The organism is Streptomyces sp. NPDC058525, assembly GCF_042719495.1.
GTDB lineage: Bacteria > Actinomycetota > Actinomycetes > Streptomycetales > Streptomycetaceae > Streptomyces.
This window is the reverse complement of sequence record NZ_JBHXNP010000046.1, coordinates 25,074-41,790: the sequence shown is the minus strand read 5'-3', so window position 1 is coordinate 41,790 and position 16,717 is coordinate 25,074. Positions and strand designations below refer to the sequence as shown.

Annotated in this window: 12 protein-coding genes; 11 read left to right on the top strand and 1 reads right to left on the bottom strand. The window is 70.9% G+C overall.

The window, feature by feature from the left end:
- Positions 1-29: 29 nt before the first annotated feature.
- Complete coding sequence (locus tag ACFWP3_RS21815) at positions 30-752, bottom strand: sirohydrochlorin chelatase (protein ID WP_384223536.1); 723 nt, start codon at positions 750-752, stop codon at positions 30-32.
- Between the two features lie 202 nt (positions 753-954).
- On the opposite strand from ACFWP3_RS21815, the gene nirB reads away from it, so the two are divergent.
- The 11 genes from nirB (at position 955) to ACFWP3_RS21760 (ending at position 16,691) form a co-directional block, all read left to right on the top strand.
- Entirely contained in the window at positions 955-3,705 is a 2,751-nt protein-coding gene (gene nirB, locus ACFWP3_RS21810) for a nitrite reductase large subunit NirB (protein WP_384223533.1), read from the top strand.
- 140 nt (positions 3,706-3,845) lie between these two features.
- Positions 3,846-5,255, top strand: coding sequence for an MFS transporter (locus ACFWP3_RS21805; RefSeq protein ID WP_384223530.1), 1,410 nt, complete (start codon positions 3,846-3,848; stop codon positions 5,253-5,255).
- 161 nt (positions 5,256-5,416) lie between these two features.
- The gene (locus tag ACFWP3_RS21800; protein ID WP_384223527.1) at positions 5,417-6,721 is read left to right on the top strand and encodes an anaerobic C4-dicarboxylate transporter family protein; all 1,305 of its coding nucleotides are present in this window, start codon (positions 5,417-5,419) and stop codon (positions 6,719-6,721) included.
- A 207-nt stretch (positions 6,722-6,928) separates the two neighbouring features.
- Positions 6,929-9,208, top strand: coding sequence for a formate C-acetyltransferase (gene pflB, locus ACFWP3_RS21795; RefSeq protein WP_384223524.1), 2,280 nt, complete (start codon positions 6,929-6,931; stop codon positions 9,206-9,208).
- Between the two features lie 105 nt (positions 9,209-9,313).
- Complete coding sequence (gene pflA / locus ACFWP3_RS21790) at positions 9,314-10,141, top strand: pyruvate formate-lyase-activating protein (RefSeq protein WP_384223521.1); 828 nt, start codon at positions 9,314-9,316, stop codon at positions 10,139-10,141.
- A gap of 68 nt (positions 10,142-10,209) precedes the next feature.
- The gene (locus tag ACFWP3_RS21785) at positions 10,210-11,307 is read left to right on the top strand and encodes an MFS transporter (protein ID WP_384223518.1); all 1,098 of its coding nucleotides are present in this window, start codon (positions 10,210-10,212) and stop codon (positions 11,305-11,307) included.
- Positions 11,304-13,634, top strand: coding sequence for a molybdopterin oxidoreductase family protein (locus tag ACFWP3_RS21780; RefSeq protein WP_384223516.1), 2,331 nt, complete (start codon positions 11,304-11,306; stop codon positions 13,632-13,634). The genes ACFWP3_RS21785 and ACFWP3_RS21780 overlap by 4 nt, the downstream gene beginning before the upstream one ends.
- Positions 13,635-13,640: 6 nt before the next feature.
- Complete coding sequence (locus tag ACFWP3_RS21775) at positions 13,641-14,240, top strand: 4Fe-4S dicluster domain-containing protein (RefSeq protein ID WP_030662475.1); 600 nt, start codon at positions 13,641-13,643, stop codon at positions 14,238-14,240.
- Positions 14,237-14,896 carry a ubiquinol-cytochrome c reductase iron-sulfur subunit gene (locus ACFWP3_RS21770; RefSeq protein ID WP_384223513.1) on the top strand — a complete coding sequence of 220 codons (660 nt, stop codon included), beginning with the start codon at positions 14,237-14,239 and terminating at the stop codon, positions 14,894-14,896. The genes ACFWP3_RS21775 and ACFWP3_RS21770 overlap by 4 nt, the downstream gene beginning before the upstream one ends.
- On the top strand, positions 14,893-15,261 hold the full coding sequence (locus ACFWP3_RS21765; RefSeq protein ID WP_384223511.1) for a hypothetical protein: 369 nt from the start codon (positions 14,893-14,895) through the stop codon (positions 15,259-15,261). The genes ACFWP3_RS21770 and ACFWP3_RS21765 overlap by 4 nt, the downstream gene beginning before the upstream one ends.
- Positions 15,262-15,263: 2 nt before the next feature.
- Positions 15,264-16,691 carry a NarK family nitrate/nitrite MFS transporter gene (locus tag ACFWP3_RS21760; RefSeq protein WP_384223508.1) on the top strand — a complete coding sequence of 476 codons (1,428 nt, stop codon included), beginning with the start codon at positions 15,264-15,266 and terminating at the stop codon, positions 16,689-16,691.
- Positions 16,692-16,717: the final 26 nt, after the last annotated feature.

The following is a 16,717-nucleotide window of genomic DNA, read 5'->3' as shown; positions in this document are numbered from 1 at the left end:
ATCGGCCAGCAGACCAGACGCGTGCGGTTTCAGCAGGCCAGACGCGCGGCCCTCGCCATCAGGGTGCCCCGGGCGGTCGCGTACCGCTCCACCACCAGGCGGGCCAGACGCGGATGGTCGGCCAGCGGCTGCGACACGGTCCAGGCGCCGCACCCGGCCAGGGTGTGCGTGAAGCGGCCCGGTGCCAGCAGGTGCGCGGCCACGGCGATCCGGCGGTGCCCGGCGGCGCGCAGGCCGGCCAGCGCCTCGGGCACGGAGGGCCCGGCCGAGGTCAGGTAGGCGGGGACCACCGGGACCGGGTCGGGGCCGCCGTCGTCCGCCAGCAGCGCGGCGAGCCGGGCCGCGCAGTCCGCCGTACCGGCGTTGCCGCCGGGCCGGGAGGAGCCCGCGCCCGCCACGATCACCGCGTCGGCCGGCGCGTAGGGGCCGCGGCGGCGCTCGGCGTCGCGCAGGCGGCTGTGCAGGGCGAGCGCGACGGCCGGCTCGCCGGCGAGGCTCTCGGTGAGCAGGCAGCCGGTGCCTTCGAGGACGGCCGGAATGTCGATGCGGCGGTGGTAGCCGTCGCCGAGCAGCAGCGGGACGACCACCGCGCGCGGGTGTTCCCGTACGGCCTCGGCCAGGGACGGCGACTGGACGTCCAGGTGGCCCACGGCCGCCCGGACCCCGCTCAGCGAGTCGATGGCGGCGGTCAGCCGGCCGATGGTCGAGGCGGCGGCCGGGGCCGCGCTGCCGTGCACGGCGAGTACGAGCATGTCCCTCACGCTAGGCGCCCGCGGGGCTCCCGGCAGGGCGTCGAAGGGCCCCCGTCGGGGGCCGCAGGTCCTGCGCGGGGAGGGGGCCGTCGGCCCAGGTCAAGGGGTCCTTTTCGGTGCGGCGGGGCCGGGGGCGCGGCCTACGGTCGAAGGGTCGGGAGCAGTCGGGAAGATACGCACGCACACGGAGTGAGTGAGACCCATGGCGCAGACGCTGGTTGTCATCGGGCACGGCATGGTGGGACACCGCCTGCTGGAGGCGCTCGCCGAGCGCGACGCACTCGCGGACCCGGCCCGCCCCGGCGACCCCGGGTGGCAGGTCATCGTCCTCGCCGAGGAGGAGCGCCCCGCCTACGACCGCGTGCACCTGTCCGCGGCCTTCACCGGCGCCACCGGCGAGGAGCTCTCCCTCGCCGCCCCCGGCTTCCTGGAGCGGTACGGCATCGACCTGCGCCTGGGCGACCCGGCCGAGCAGGTCGACACCGCCGCCCGTACGGTCACCAGCCGGTCCGGGGCGGTCGTCGGCTACGACGCGCTGGTGCTGGCGACCGGCTCGTACCCGTTCGTCCCGCCGATCGAGGGCGCGGACGCCGAGGGCTGCTTCACCTACCGGACGCTCGACGACGTCGAGGCGCTCACCGCGTACGCCGCGGACGCCCGCACCGGCGTGGTCATCGGCGGCGGGCTGCTCGGCCTGGAGGCGGCGGGAGCGCTGCGCACCCTCGGACTGGCCACCCACGTGGTGGAGTTCGCGCCGCGGCTGATGCCGCTCCAGGTGGACGACGGCGGCGCGGCCGCCCTGCGGGCCACCATCGAGTCGATGGGCGTCGCCGTGCACACGGGCGTCGGCGCGGCCGGAGTCGGCACCGACGGGGACGGCCGGGCCGTCAGCCTGCGGCTGACCAGCGGACAGGACATCAGCGCGGACGTGGTGGTCTTCTCGGCGGGCGTGCGCCCGCGCGACCGCCTGGCGCGCGAGTGCGGGCTGGCGGTCGGCGACCGCGGCGGCGTGGTCGTGGACGCGCACTGCCGCACGAGCGACCCGTACGTCTACGCGGTCGGCGAGTGCGCGCAGACCGTGGACGGCAAGGTGTACGGCCTGGTCGCGCCCGGCTACCAGATGGCCGAGACGGTCGCCGAGGCCCTCGCGGGCGCCGGGACGCTCACCTTCACCGGAGCCGACACCTCCACCAAGCTCAAGCTGATGGGCGCCGACGTGGCCTCCTTCGGCGACCCGTTCGCCCCGGAGGGCCGGGACGGGGCCGTCTCCGTGGTGTTCTCCGACGCGCGCGAGGGCGTGTACAAGAAGCTGCTGCTGGGCCCCGACGGCGCGCTGCTCGGCGGCATCCTCGTCGGCGACGCGGAGGCGTACGGCTCGCTGAAGCCGCACGCCGGCCGGGTGCTGCCGGCCCCGCCGGAGGCCTTCATCCTGCCCTCGTCGGAGGGCGTCGCGCTGCCGGGCGCGGACGCGCTGCCCGACGACGCGGTGGTCTGCTCCTGCCACAACGTCACCAAGGCGCAGGTCCGCGACGCCGTGGTCGCCGAGGCCCTCACCGACATCGGCGGGATCAAGAAGTGCACCAAGGCGGGCACCGGCTGCGGCGGCTGCCTCGGCACGCTCCAGGCCGTGCTGGACGCCGAACTGGAGGCGGCGGGCATCGAGAAGCCGCGCGGCCTGTGCGAGCACTTCGCCCTCACCCGCGCCGAGATCTACGAGAAGGTCCGCACCGAGCACATCCGCAGCTTCAGCGAACTGCTGGAGACGTACGGGGAGGGCGGCGAGGGCTGCGCCGTCTGCAAGCCGGTGGTGGCCAACGTACTGGGCACCCTCGCCCCCGACCTGGGCATCGGGCACATCCTGGCGGGCGAGCAGGCGGCCCTCCAGGACTCCAACGACCTGTTCCTCGCCAACCTCCAGAAGGACGGCACCTACTCGGTCGTCCCGCGCGTCGCGGGCGGCGAGATCAGCGCCGAACAGGTCATCGCGCTGGGCGAGGTGGCCCGCGACTACGGCCTCTACACGAAGATCACCGGAGCGCAGCGGATCGGGCTCTTCGGGGTCCGCAAGGAGCAGCTGCCGGACATCTGGCGCCGGCTGGGCGGGGCGGGCTTCGAGTCCGGGCAGGCGTACGGGAAGTCGCTGCGCGCGGTGAAGTCGTGCGTCGGCGCCCGCTTCTGCCGGTTCGGGCAGGGGGATTCGATCCAGCTGGCGATCGACCTGGAGCTGCGCTACCGGGGTCTGCGCACCCCGCACAAGTTCAAGGGCGGGGTCTCGGGCTGCCTGCGCGAGTGCGCGGAGGCGCGGGGCAAGGACATCGGCGTCATCGCCACCGCCAACGGCTGGAACCTGTACGTCAGCGGCAACGGCGGCGCGGTCCCGCGCCACGCCGACCTGCTGGCCTCGGACCTGTCGGCGGCCGAACTCTTCGTCCTCGTCGACCGGTTCCTCATGTACTACATCCGCACCGGCGAGCGCCTGGAGCGCACGGCGGCCTGGATCGAGCGGCTGGACGGCGGCCTGGAGCACCTGCGGGAGGTCCTGATCGAGGACTCGCTCGGCATCTGCGCGGAGCTGGAGGCGCAGATGGAGCGGCACGTGGCGGCGTACGAGGACGAGTGGCAGGCGGTCCTGGAGGACCCGGCGGCGCTGGAGCGCTTCGGGACGGTCGATTTCGGCGGCGCCCCGCGGTCGCTCGAGCCGGGGCGCGGACGCGCCGCCGTACTGGCGGACGGCACGCAGGCGGCCCTCTTCAAGGACCGGACCGGAGAGGTGTACGCGGTGGGCAACCGGGACCCCTTCTCGGGCGCGGACGTCATCGCCAACGGGATCATGGGCTCCCGCGACGGGGTCCCCGTCGTCGCCTCCCCGATGCACAAGCAGGTCTTCGACCTGCGGACGGGCGTCTGCCTGGACGATCCGGAGGTCCGCCTGCCGGTGCTCCCGCTGGACTGACGCACGGGCGCACTGCCGAACGCACTGTGGGCGACGGGACCTTGTCCCGTCGCCCACAGTGCGTTCTCCTCTGCCGCGAGGCACCCGCGGACACGGAATCTGGATAGGCAAGGACACACCTCGACCTCTGAGGACACACCATGAGTTCCGCCACGAAGGACGCGGTACGGCCGCAGCTCGCCGATCCGGCGCAGTACCGTCCCGGCCGCACCATCACCGAATGGACGCCGGAGGACCCCTCCTTCTGGCAGTCCACGGGGAAGAAGGTCGCGACCCGCAACCTGTGGATCGCGGTGCCGGCCCTGCTGGTGGCCTTCGTGGTCTGGCAGGTGTGGAGCATCACGGCGACCAACCTGAAGGACGTCGGCTTCGGCTTCTCGCAGTCCCAGCTGTTCTGGCTGACGGCGGTCCCCGGCATCACCGGCGGTACCGCGCGCATCCTCTACACCTTCATCGGCCCGATGATCGGTCAGCGCCGCTTCACGGCGCTCTCCACGGTCGTGCTGATCGTGCCGCTGCTGTGGCTGGGCTTCGCGGTGCAGAACCCGGACACCCCCTACGGCACGATGATCGCGATCGCCGCGCTGTGCGGCATCGGCGGCGCGAACTTCTCCTCCTCCCTGGCCAACATCGGCTTCTTCTACCCGAAGGGGGAGAAGGGCAACGCGACGGGCATCAACGGCGGCCTGGGCAACCTGGGCGTGTCGGTGGTCCAGCTGCTGACCCCGATCCTGATCACCTCGTCGGTCCTGGCGATCGGCGCGGGCCAGAAGAAGGCCAACGGCTCGGAGATCTACCTCCAGAACGCGGCCTTCGTCTGGGTGCCGGTGCTGATCGTGCTCGCCGCGGTGGCCTGGTTCGGCCAGAACGACCTGAAGGTGGCCTCCACCCCCTTCAGCCAGCAGAAGATCATCTTCAAGCGCAAGCACAACTGGCTGATGACCTGGCTCTACGTCGGCACCTTCGGCTCCTTCATCGGCTTCGCGGCGGCCCTGCCGCTGCTGATCAAGACCACCTTCCCCGCCTACTCGGTGGCCACCTACGCCTGGATGGGCCCGGCGCTGGGCGCGCTGGCCCGCTGGGCGGGCGGCTGGATCGCCGACAAGCTGGGCGGCGCCCGGGTGACGATCCTGTCCTTCGTGGGCATGGCCGCGTCCATCATCGGCGTGATCACCTTCCTGCCGGCCGGCTCTGACTCCGGCTCCTTCTACGGCTTCTTCTTCTGCTTCCTGTCGGCCTTCTTCTTCTCGGGCATCGGCAACGGCTCGACCTTCCGGCAGATCCCGGTGATCTTCCGGGGCCAGCACCTGAAGGGGCTGACCGAGGGCACCCCGCAGTACGCGGCCGCGCTGAAGCAGGCGGAGATCGAGTCCGGCGCGGTCACCGGGTTCACGGCCGCGATCGCCGCCTACGGCTTCTTCTTCATCCCGGCGATGTTCGCCAACTTCGCGGTGACCAGCGCGATGTGGGGCTTCGTGGGCTTCTACGCCTCCTGCGTGGTCGTGGCCTGGTGGTTCTACGCCCGCAAGGGCGCCGAAGCCCCGAGCTAGACCCCGCCCAGCCCTCGTCCGAGCCTCCGCCCCGGCCCCCTCCACGGGTCCGGGGCGGAGCCCCGAGGCGGCGGTGCGTGCGGGCCCGCACCCGCACACCCGCACACCCGCACCCGCACCCGCACACCCGACACCCACGAAAGGCCACGCCAGTGCTCGGCATGTTTCTGCAACTCGGGGTCATGGTGGCGGCCATCTGGCTCGGGTCGCGGAAGGGCGGCGTCGCCATGGGGCTCTGGGGAGCCGTCGGGGTGTTCGTGCTCGCGACCTTCTTCGGGGTGACCCCCGCCGACACCTCCGGCATCGTCGACGTCATGCTGATCATCCTCGCGGTGATCATGGCGGCCGCGGCGATGGAGGCGGCCGGCGGCATCGACTACCTCGTCGGGCTCGCGGAGCGGGCCATCCGCCGCAACCCCCGCCGGGTGGTCTTCGTCGCACCCCTCGTCGCCTGGGCCTTCACCCTGGGCGCCGGCACCGCGCACGTCTTCTACCCGCTGCTGCCCGTCATCCACGACGTGGCCCGCGAGGGCGGGGTCCGGCCCGAGCGGCCCATCGCGGTGGCCTCCATCGCCGCCACCTTCGGTATCACCGCCTCACCCGTCTCCGCCGCCATGGCCGCCATGATCGTGATCTTCGACGGCGAGGGCTGGAACCTCCCCCGGATCATGGCGGTCGCCGTCCCCGCCACCCTCCTCGGCGTGCTGGTCGCGGCCGCCGTGCAGTCCAGGGTCGGCAAGGAGCTCGACCGGGACGCCGAGTACCTGCGCCGGCTCGCCGCCGGGGAGATCGAGGCCCCCGCCCCGGCCGAAGCCGCCGCGCCGCCCGGTCCGCGGGCGCGCTGGTCGGCGTACCTCTTCCTCGGGGGGACCGTCGCCGTGGTCGTCAGCGGTCTGCTCCCCGCGCTGCGCCCCGACACGGGCAAGGGCCCGCTCTCCATGCCCGCCACCATCGAGATCCTGATGATGGCGGTGGCCGCGCTGATCCTGCTGCTGTGCAAGGTCGACGCCAAGCGCGTGCCGGGCACGGACGTGGCCAAGTCCGGTCTGGTCGCGGTGATCGGCGTCTTCGGACTGTCGTGGCTGGGCCTGTCCTTCATCGGGGCCAACGAGGCGCGGATCACCGGCGCCCTCGGCGGGGTCGCGCAGGACCACCCGTGGTTCTTCGCCATCATGCTGCTGCTCCTCTCCGCGCTGCTGTTCAGCCAGGCCACCACCACGAAGGCGCTGATGCCGCTCGGCCTCGCCCTGGGCATACCGGCACCGTTCCTCATCGCGATGTGGCCCGCCGTGAACGGCTACTTCCTCTTGCCGACCTACGGGACCTTCATTGCCGCGATCAACTTCGACCGGACCGGTACCACCCGCGTCGGCCGGTTCGTCGTCAACCACTCCTTCATGCTGCCGGGCCTGGTCACGACGTGCGTCGCGGTATCCACAGGCTTCGCTCTGGTTCGTATCGTCTGATTTTTCGAGAAACTTGTGAAAGTTTTCACAAGCGCACGATGGACTTTCGGTCCACCCGAAATCCCAGCTCAGGGGCGGTCCGGCGGTCGGGTCGGCGGAGATCGCGGGACCTTCGGGTGTCAGCTCGGGACCAACGCGGCGCCAAATGATCGATCAAAAGGCGTGCAATGGGAGCAAGCAATGAGGCGATGGAAGAAGGTGCGGGCGATGACTGCCACCCCTGCGGAGACCACGAAGATCGGCGAGGCCTGCGAGGCCTGGGAGGGCTTCAAGGGCGGCCTGTGGCGTGACGCCATCGACGTCCGGGACTTCATCCAGCAGAACTACACGCCGTACGAGGGTGACGACGCCTTCCTTGCCGGCCCCACCGAGCGCACCACGGCCGTGTGGAAGGCGATCACGGACAAGTTCCCGGAGGAGCGGGAGAAGGGCGTCTACGACGTCGCGTACGACATCCCGTCCTCGATCACCGCGCACGCGCCCGGCTACATCGACCGCGACAAGGACCTGATCGTCGGCCTCCAGACCGACGCCCCGCTGAAGCGCGCGATCATGCCGTACGGCGGCTGGCGCATGGTCGCCGGCGCCCTGGAGACCTACGGCTACCCGGTCTCCGAGGAGCTGGAGAAGGTCTTCACCGAATACCGCAAGACCCACAACGCGGGTGTGTTCGACGCCTACACCCCCGAGATCCGCGCCGCCCGCAAGGCCGGCATCGTGACCGGACTCCCGGACGCCTACGGCCGCGGCCGCATCATCGGCGACTACCGCCGCGTGGCCCTGTACGGCGTGGACCGCCTCATCGCCTTCAAGAAGGAAGAGAAGGAGGGGCTGAACGCCCTCCCGGCCGGCCACCGTTCGCTGGAGGAGACGATCCGCCTGCGCGAGGAGCTCGCCGAGCAGATCCGCGCCCTCGCCGAACTCAAGGCGATGGCCGCCTCCTACGGATACGACATCTCCGGCCCGGCGACGACCGGCCGCGAGGCCATCCAGTGGCTGTACTTCGCCTACCTGGCCGCCGTGAAGGAGCAGAACGGCGCGGCCATGTCGCTCGGCCGCACCTCCACCTTCGTCGACGTCTACCTCCAGCGCGACATCGAGGCCGGCCTCCTCACGGAGGAGCAGGCCCAGGAGCTGGTCGACGACTTCATCATCAAGCTCCGCATCGTCCGCTTCCTGCGCACCCCCGACTACGACGAGCTCTTCTCCGGCGACCCGACCTGGGTCACCGAGTCGATCGCCGGCATGGGCGAGGACGGCCGTCCGCTGGTCACCAAGACCTCCTTCCGGTACCTCCAGACCCTCTACAACCTCGGCCCGGCCCCCGAGCCGAACATGACCGTCTTCTGGTCGCCGCAGCTGCCGCAGGGCTTCAAGGAGTTCTGCGCGCGCGTCTCGATCGACACCTCCTCGGTGCAGTACGAGTCCGACGAGCTGATGCGTCCGCGCTTCGGCGACGACACCGCCATCGCGTGCTGCGTGTCGGCGATGCCGGTCGGCAAGCAGATGCAGTTCTTCGGCGCCCGCGTGAACCTCGCCAAGACCCTCCTCTACGCGATCAACGGCGGCCGCGACGAGAAGTCCGGCGCCCAGGTCGGCCCCGAGACCGGCGCCCTCACCTCCGAGGTGCTGGACTACGACCAGGTCATGGCCAAGTTCGACGAGCAGATGGAATGGCTCGCCGCCACCTACGTCCACGCCCTGAACGTCATCCACTACATGCACGACCGGTACGCCTACGAGCGCATCGAGATGGCGCTGCACGACCGCGACGTGCGCCGCACCATGGCCTGCGGCATCGCCGGCCTGTCGGTCGCCGCCGACTCCCTGTCCGCCATCAAGCACGCCAAGGTCACCGCGGTGCGCGACGAGACGGGCCTGGCCACCGACTACCGCGTGGAGGGCGGCTACCCGGCGTACGGCAACAACGACGACCGCGTCGACGACATCGCCGTGTGGCTCGTCGAGGAGTTCATGAAGAAGGTGCGCAAGCACGAGACGTACCGGGGTGCCGAGCACACCCAGTCCGTGCTGACGATCACCTCGAACGTCGTCTACGGCAAGAAGACCGGCAACACCCCGGACGGACGCCGCGCGGGCGAGCCGTTCTCGCCGGGTGCCAACCCGATGAACGGCCGCGACACCCACGGCTACGTCACCTCGGCCCTGTCGGTCGCGAAGCTGCCGTACGAGGACGCCGAGGACGGCATCTCGCTGACCAACACCGTCACCCCCGACGGCCTGGGCCGCACCCCCGAGGAGCGGATCAAGAACCTGGCGGGCGTGCTCGACGGCTACATGGCCAGCGACGGCTTCCACATGAACGTGAACGTGCTCAACCGCGACACGCTCATGGACGCCATGGAGCACCCGGAGAACTACCCGCAGCTGACCATCCGGGTCAGCGGCTACGCGGTGAACTTCGTCCGCCTCACCCGCGACCAGCAGCTCGACGTGCTGAACCGCACCTTCCACGGCTCCCTCTAGGAACCGTCACAGGCCGCGCGGCCCCGGGGCCGGGCCCTCACCCCGGCCCCGGGCCGCGCGATCCAACGGACACCAGATCAGCAGATCCGAACTGGAGCACCTGCCATGACCGTCCTCTTCGGTACGAGCCTCCCCGTCGGCCCCGACGCGGCGGTCGCCGTCAGCGCCGGCCAGACCCTGGCGGCCGCGGCCACCCAGCGGCCGAGCGAGGGCTCGGTGCACTCCTGGGACCTGTCGACCGGCGTGGACGGCCCGGGCACCCGCTTCGTCACCTTCCTCTCCGGCTGCCCGCTGACCTGCCTGTACTGCCACAACCCCGACACCTGGAAGATGCGCAACGGCAAGCGGACCTCGGCCGACGCCGTGATCGCCGAAGCCGCCAAGTACCGCACTTTCATCGCCGCGTCCGGCGGCGGGGCCACCGTCTCGGGCGGCGAGCCGCTGCTCCAGCCCGTCTTCGCGGGCGAACTGCTGCACCGGCTGAAGCACGAGCTGGGGCTGCACACCGCCCTGGACACCTCGGGCTTCCTCGGCGTACGGGCCACCGACGCGCTGCTGCGCGACACGGACCTGGTCCTGCTCGACATCAAGTCCTGGGACCGGGAGACGTACAAAAAGGTCACCGGGCGGCCGCTGCAGCCCACCCTGGACTTCGCGCGGCGCCTCGCGGACCTCGGCAAGGAGGTGCACGTGCGCTTCGTGCTGGTTCCGGGGCTCACCGACGCGCGGGAGAACATCGAGGGGGTCGCCGAATTCGCCGGCGCCCTCGGCAACGTCTCGCGGGTCGACGTCCTGCCCTTCCACAAGCTGGGCGAGGGCAAGTGGCAGGCCCTGGACATGAACTTCACCCTCCACGACACGCCCTCGCCCGGAGCGGAGCAGGTGGCCGAGGCCAAAGCGATCTTCGCGGCCCGGGGACTGACCGCCGTCTGAACCCGTTCGGCCCAACCGAGGCCATGGCATAACGGGCTGAATCGCCACAGACCGCCTAGCGTGGTGCTGTGTCCGAGCCCACAGAAGTACTCGCCGCAGCCCCGCCACCGCCGGAGCCACCCGAAACCCCGCCGCCGGCCGGCAGATCCGTCACCGCGCGGGCCACCCTGGCCGGCACCGTTGTCTCGCTCCTGCTCATCGCCGCGATCGTGCTGGGCAGCCGGCTGCTGCGCGACTTCGACTCGGCGCTGCTGCCGTACGCGGTCGCGACGGTCTTCCTGGCCTTCGGCGTGGCCTACCGGTACACGGTCTGGGTCTCCGCGCCCGGCGCGCGCCGCCTCTTCAAGAAGGGCTTCGGCAGCTTCTTCTCGGCCGCCAACTTCCGCAAGGCACCCACCGCCCTGCCGAAGATGATCGCCACCTACCTCGGCTTCCAGAAGTTCCTCGGCGCCCGCTCACGCCCCCGCTGGGCCGCCCACCAGCTCATCTTCTGGGGCTGCATCCTGGCCGCGCTCATCACCTTCCCGCTCACCTGGGGCTGGTTCACCTTCACCTCGGACAGCGGCTCCGGACCCGGGTACGAGATGCGGATCTGGGGCTTCAAGGTGCTCGGCTTCGACTCGCTGAACATCCTGGGCTGGCTGATGTTCCACGGCCTGGACGTCGCGGCGGTCCTGGTCATCCCGGGGGCTTCGTACTTCCTGTGGCGGCGGATGAAGGACCGCGGGGCCATCACCGGCCAGCGCTTCGCCTACGACCTGCTGCCGCTGATCTGCCTGATCGTGATCTCCGTGACCGGGCTGCTGCTGACCTTCTCGTCGATCTTCCTGCACGGCGGCGGCTACGAGTTCCTCGCCATCCTGCACATGGTGTCGGTGGTGTTCACCCTCATCTACATCCCGTTCGGGAAGTTCTTCCACATCGTCCAGCGGCCGGCCGCCGTCGGCATGCAGCTGTTCAAGTACACGGCCCGCCAGGAGGACCAGGTCTTCGCCTGCAAGCGCTGCGGGGAGCCCATCGACACCACCCCGTACGTGGAGAACCTGCGCGGCACCATGCAGGACCTGAAGCTCGACTTCAACGCCTTCGTCGAATACTGCCCGCGCTGCAAGCGGGTGCTGCGCGGCAACGCCTATCTGACCCACGTCAAGAAGGGCTTCAAGTGACCGCGACCGACCCCGCCAAGGCCGCGTCGCGGCCCGTTCCGCTCTCCATCGACCCCTCCATCGCCCCGCCCGGCACGCGCAACTTCCGCGACGCGGGCGGCATCCCCGCCGACCAGTGGCGCGCCGACCAGAACGGCGAGACCCTCGTCCCCACCCACTGCTGCTTCTGCGGCGTGCAGTGCGGGATGTACCTGCGCGTGGACAAGGGCGGCAAGGTCTTCGGCGTGGAGCCGCGCAACCACGACATCAACCGGATGCGGCTGTGCCCCAAGGGCATCAACGCCTACCAGCAGGTCAACCACCCCGACCGGCTGACCGCCCCGCTGATGCGCCGCTCCCGCGACGAGGAGTTCAAGGAGACCTCCTGGGAGGAGGCCCTCGACTTCACCGTCTCCGAGATCCGGCGCATCCAGCAGGCCCACGGCAACGACGCCTTCGGCCTGCTCGGCGGCGCCAGCCTGTACTCCGAGAAGACCTACCTGGTCGGCAAGTTCGGCCGGGTCGCCCTCAAGACCCGGCACGTCGACTACAACGGCCGGCTCTGCATGGTCAGCGCCGCGGGCGCCAACAAGCTGGCCTTCGGGATCGACCGGGCCGCCAACCCGTTCTCCGACATCCTCCTCACCGACTGCCTGCTGATCGCCGGGTCGAACGTGGGGGAGTGCTTCCCGGTGATGACCCAGTACGTCTGGGGCGCCCGCGACCGGGGCGCCTCGCTGATCGTGGTCGACCCGCGCGAGACCGCCATCGCCCGCACCGCCGAGGTGCACGTCGCCCTCAAGCCCGGCACCGACTCGGCCTTCTTCAGCGCCGTCCTCCACGTGATCGTCGCCGAGGGCCTGACCGACGACGCCTACCTCGCCGCCCACACCACCGGCTGGGAGGAGGTCAAGCAGTCCGTCGCCGCCTACCCGCCCTCCCGGTCCGCCGCGATCTGCGGGGTCCCGGCCGAGCAGATCGTCCAGGTCGCCCGGATGTTCGGCGGCGCGGGCAAGGCGATGGCCTTCCACGCGCGCGGCATCGAGCACCACTCGCAGGGCGTGGAGAACTGCCTGTCCGTCATCAACCTGTGCGTGGCCACCGGAAACCTGGGCAGGCCCGGAGCCGGCTACGGCACCATCACCGGCCAGGGCAACGGCCAGGGCGGCCGCGAGCACGGCCAGAAGGCCGACCTGCTGCCTGGCGGCCGCTCCATCATGAACGAGGAGCACCGCCGCCAGATCTGCCGGATCTGGGGCATCGAGGAATCCGAGCTCCCGCCCGCCGGCACCTCCATGATGGAGATGGTCTGGCAGATGCAGCGGCGCGAGATCCGCGGTCTGATCGGCATCTGCAACAACCCCTTCGTGTCGCTGCCCAACTACGCGACGGTCAAGGAGGGGTACGACGCCCTGGAGTTCCACGCCCAGTTCGACTTCTTCCTCTCGGAGACCGCGACCAACGCGCACGTGGTCTTCCCGGTCACCGTCTGGGCCGAGGACGAGGGCGTCATGGCCAACACCGAGGCCCGCGTCGTCAAGCACAACAAGGCACAGGAGCCGCCCCCCGGGGTGCGCACCGACACCTGGGTGATGTGCGAACTCGCCAAACGCCTCGGCGCCGGGGACAAGTTCGACTTCGCGGGCTCCCGCGAGGTGTTCGAGGAGCTGCGCGTCGCCTCGGCCGGCACGGTCAACGACTACTACGGCATCACCTACGAACGCCTGGAGGAGACCGGCGGGATCATGTGGCCCTGCCCCTCCACCGACCACCCGGGCACCCCCCGGCTGTTCGAGGGCGGCAAGACCTTCCACCCCGACGGCAAGATCCACATGCAGGTCGTCGAGTGGCACGCGCCGATGGACCCCTACACCGAGGAGTTCCCGCTCTCCCTCACCACCGGCCGCACCGTCGCGCACTTCCTCTCCGGCAACCAGACCCGCCGCCTGGGCGCCCTCGTCGAACAGACCCCGCGCCCCTGGGTGGAGGTCCACCCCTCGCACGGCTTCAAGAACGGCGACCCGGTCCGGGTGGTCACCCGCCGCGGCAGCGAGGTCTTCCCGGCCCTGGTCACCGAGGCCATCCGCCCCGACACCGTCTTCATCCCGTACCACTGGCCCGTCCCGACGGCCGCGAACGCCCTGACCATGGACGCTCTCGACCCCCGCTCGAAGATCCCCGAGTACAAGGTCTGCGCGGCTCGGGTCGAGGCCGCCGAGCAGGTCGACGAGGTTCCCGCGCCGCCCACCGCCCCCGGCCACGAGGCCTATCCGGAGACCCAGGTCTCCCGCACCGACCCCCTGCCCCCCACGTCCCCGCAGGGCCGTGGCACGGCGGAGAGGAGCTGACCCGCCATGATGGGCCGAACGATCTTCATCGATCCGGGCCGCTGCATCGGGTGCCAGGCCTGTGTCTCCGCCTGCCGCGAATGCGACTCCCACCGCGGAAAGTCGATGATCCACCTCGACTACACCGAACCCGGCATGTCCGTCGCCTCCCTCCCGACCGTCTGCATGCACTGCGAGGACCCCGTCGCCCCATGCGCCGAGGTCTGCCCCGCCGACGCGATCCTGGTGACCGCCGACGGCGTGGTCCAGCAGGCCGACACCACCCGCTGCATCGGCTGCGCCAACTGCGTCAACGCCTGCCCCTTCGGCGTCCCGAAGATCGACCTCCAGGCGAAGCTCCAGATGAAGTGCAACCTCTGCTACGACCGGACCGCCTACGGCCTGGCCCCCATGTGCGCCACCGTCTGCCCCACCGGGGCCCTCTTCTACGGAACCCTCGAGGAGCTCCAGGCCGAGCGCCCCGGAGTCCAGGTCGCCGACTCCTTCGCCTTCGGCGACGTGATGGTCAGCACCGGCGTGGCCATGGTGGTGCCCGCCGACAAGGTCCAGTGGCCGGTCCCGGGCGGGCTGCCCGTGGTTGAGGTGAACGGGGTGGACGTCCGATGAGCGTCACCGAACAGCCGGCTCCCGGATCCGGCCGGGATCCCGACGGCGACGCGGCCGCGGAGCAGCTCCGGGACCGGATCAGCGCCGACTCCCTGACCACCCGGCGCGACTACCTGCGGATCGTCGCCACCGTCTCCGGCGGCCTGGCCGTCGGCGGTGTCGGGGTCGCCGCCGGCATGCTGCACCGGCACGGCGACAGCGAGAAGCTGCCCGAGGCCAAACTGGTCGCCGCCCAGCTGGCGCCCGGCCAGTCCGTCGCCTTCCGCTTCCCCGGCGACGAGGACCGCGCGCTGGCCGTACGGCTGGCCGACGGCACCCTCGTCGGCTACTCCGCCGTCTGCACCCACCTGGCCTGCGCCGTGCTCTGGCGCGAGGACCGGGGGCCCGAGGGGGAGCTGTACTGCCCTTGCCACGAGGGCGTCTTCGACGTCCGCACCGGCGAGGTGACCGCGGGCCCGCCACCGCGCCCGCTCCCCATGGTCTTCCTGACCGAGCAGGCCGACGGCAGTGTCTGGGCCATCGCCACCGCCCGGTCGGGAGAGCCGGCCAAGGACGCCCTGTGCCGGCAGTTCGGCGATTCCCGCCCCGAGACGACCCGCAGGCTGGGCTGCCCCGGAGCGGATCGCGCCGCCTCCGACGAAAGCCGACGGACGTGAGCGACGCACAACTGCCCCCGCGCCCCGACTACCGGCCGGGAAGCGCCCAGCCCCGGCTGAACCGGCCGGTGCGCGAGCGGTATCCGCAGATCCGCTCCACCAGCGGCTACGGGGACCCGCGGATCCGGCACACGGGCCCCGGCCCGGGCGCCGGCACCGAGCAGGAGCCGGAGCGGTCCTCGAAGCTCAACGCCCGTCTGACCCTGGCCCTGACCGTGGTCGTCGGACAGCTCTGGGCGCTGACCGTGACCGTCAACGAGTGGATGAAGGGCAACACCGGAACGGCCTGGTGGGGTGCGGGATTCCTGATCCTGTCCTTCCTGGTCGTGATCGTGCTGTGGCTCCTCGACCCGAAGGACCGATGACCATGTCGATACCCACGCCCACCCCGTCCCCGGTGCCCTCGCACCGCGCGGAGACCTACAGGCCCGGCGCCACCATCGGCGACTGGCGGCCCGAGGACGACGGCTTCTGGCAGTCCACCGGCCGCAAGGTCGCCCAGCGCAACCTCTGGGTCTCGATCCCCGCGCTGATGCTCGGCTTCGTGGTCTGGCAGGTCTGGTCGGTCACCGTGGTCAAGCTCAACGACGTCGGCTTCGGCTTCTCCCGGTCGCAGCTGTTCTGGCTGACCGCCATCCCCGGCATCACCGGCGGCACCTTCCGGATCCTGTACACCTTCATCGGGCCGATCTTCGGCGAGCGGAAGTTCACCGCCTTCAGCACCTTCATCCTGATCGCGCCGATGCTGTGGCTGGGCTTCGCGCTCCAGGACACCGGCACCCCGTACTGGGAGCTGGCGCTGATCGCCGCGGTCTGCGGCATCGGCGGCGCCAACTTCGCCTCCTCGATGGCCAACATCGGCTTCTTCTTCCCCAAGCGGGAGAAGGGCAGCGCCAACGGCCTCAATGGCGGGCTCGGCAACCTGGGCGTGAGCGTGGTCCAGCTGGTCGCCCCGCTGGTGGTCACCGCCGCCGTACTCGGCGCCCCGGCCGGCGGCCCCCAGCGCGATGCCAAGGCGAACACCGACATCTGGCTGCAGAACGGCGCCTTCCTCTGGGTGCCGCTGCTGGTCATCATGGCGCTGCTCGCCTGGTTCCTGATGAACGACCTCAAGGTGGCCGCCGCCCCCTTCAGCCAGCAGAAGATCATCTTCAAGCGCAAGCACAACTGGCTGATGACCTGGCTCTACGTCGGCACCTTCGGCTCCTTCATCGGCTTCGCCGCGGGCCTGCCCCTCCTCATCAAGAACAACTTCGAGGCGCAGGGCTACCAGGCCACCACCTATGCCTGGATCGGCCCCTTCGTCGGCGCGCTCATGCGCTGGGCCGGAGGCTGGCTCTCCGACAAGATGGGCGGCGCCAGGGTCACCATGCTGTCCTTCGTCGGCATGGCGGCCGCGCTGGTCGTGGTGATCTTCGCGCTTCCGCACAGCGGGGACCAGGGCAACTTCTGGGCCTTCTTCATCGGCTTCCTGGCGGCCTTCGCCTTCTCCGGCCTCGGCAACGGCTCGACCTTCCGGCAGATCCCGGTGATCTTCCGGGACCAGCACATGCGGGAGGCCGAGGGCAAGGGCCCCGAGGCGCAGGGCGCCGCGCTGAAGCAGTCCGAGATGGAGGCGGGCGCCGTCACCGGCTTCTCCTCCGCCATCGCCGCCTACGGCTTCTTCTTCATCCCCGCGATGTTCGCCGCCATGGCGGTCACGCACGCGCTGTGGCTGTTCATCGGCTTCTACGCCACCTGCCTGGTGGTGTGCTGGTGGTTCTACGCCCGCAAGGGCGCCGAAGCCCCCAGCTGAGCGGGGCCGCCCCCGGGGGCGGCCGT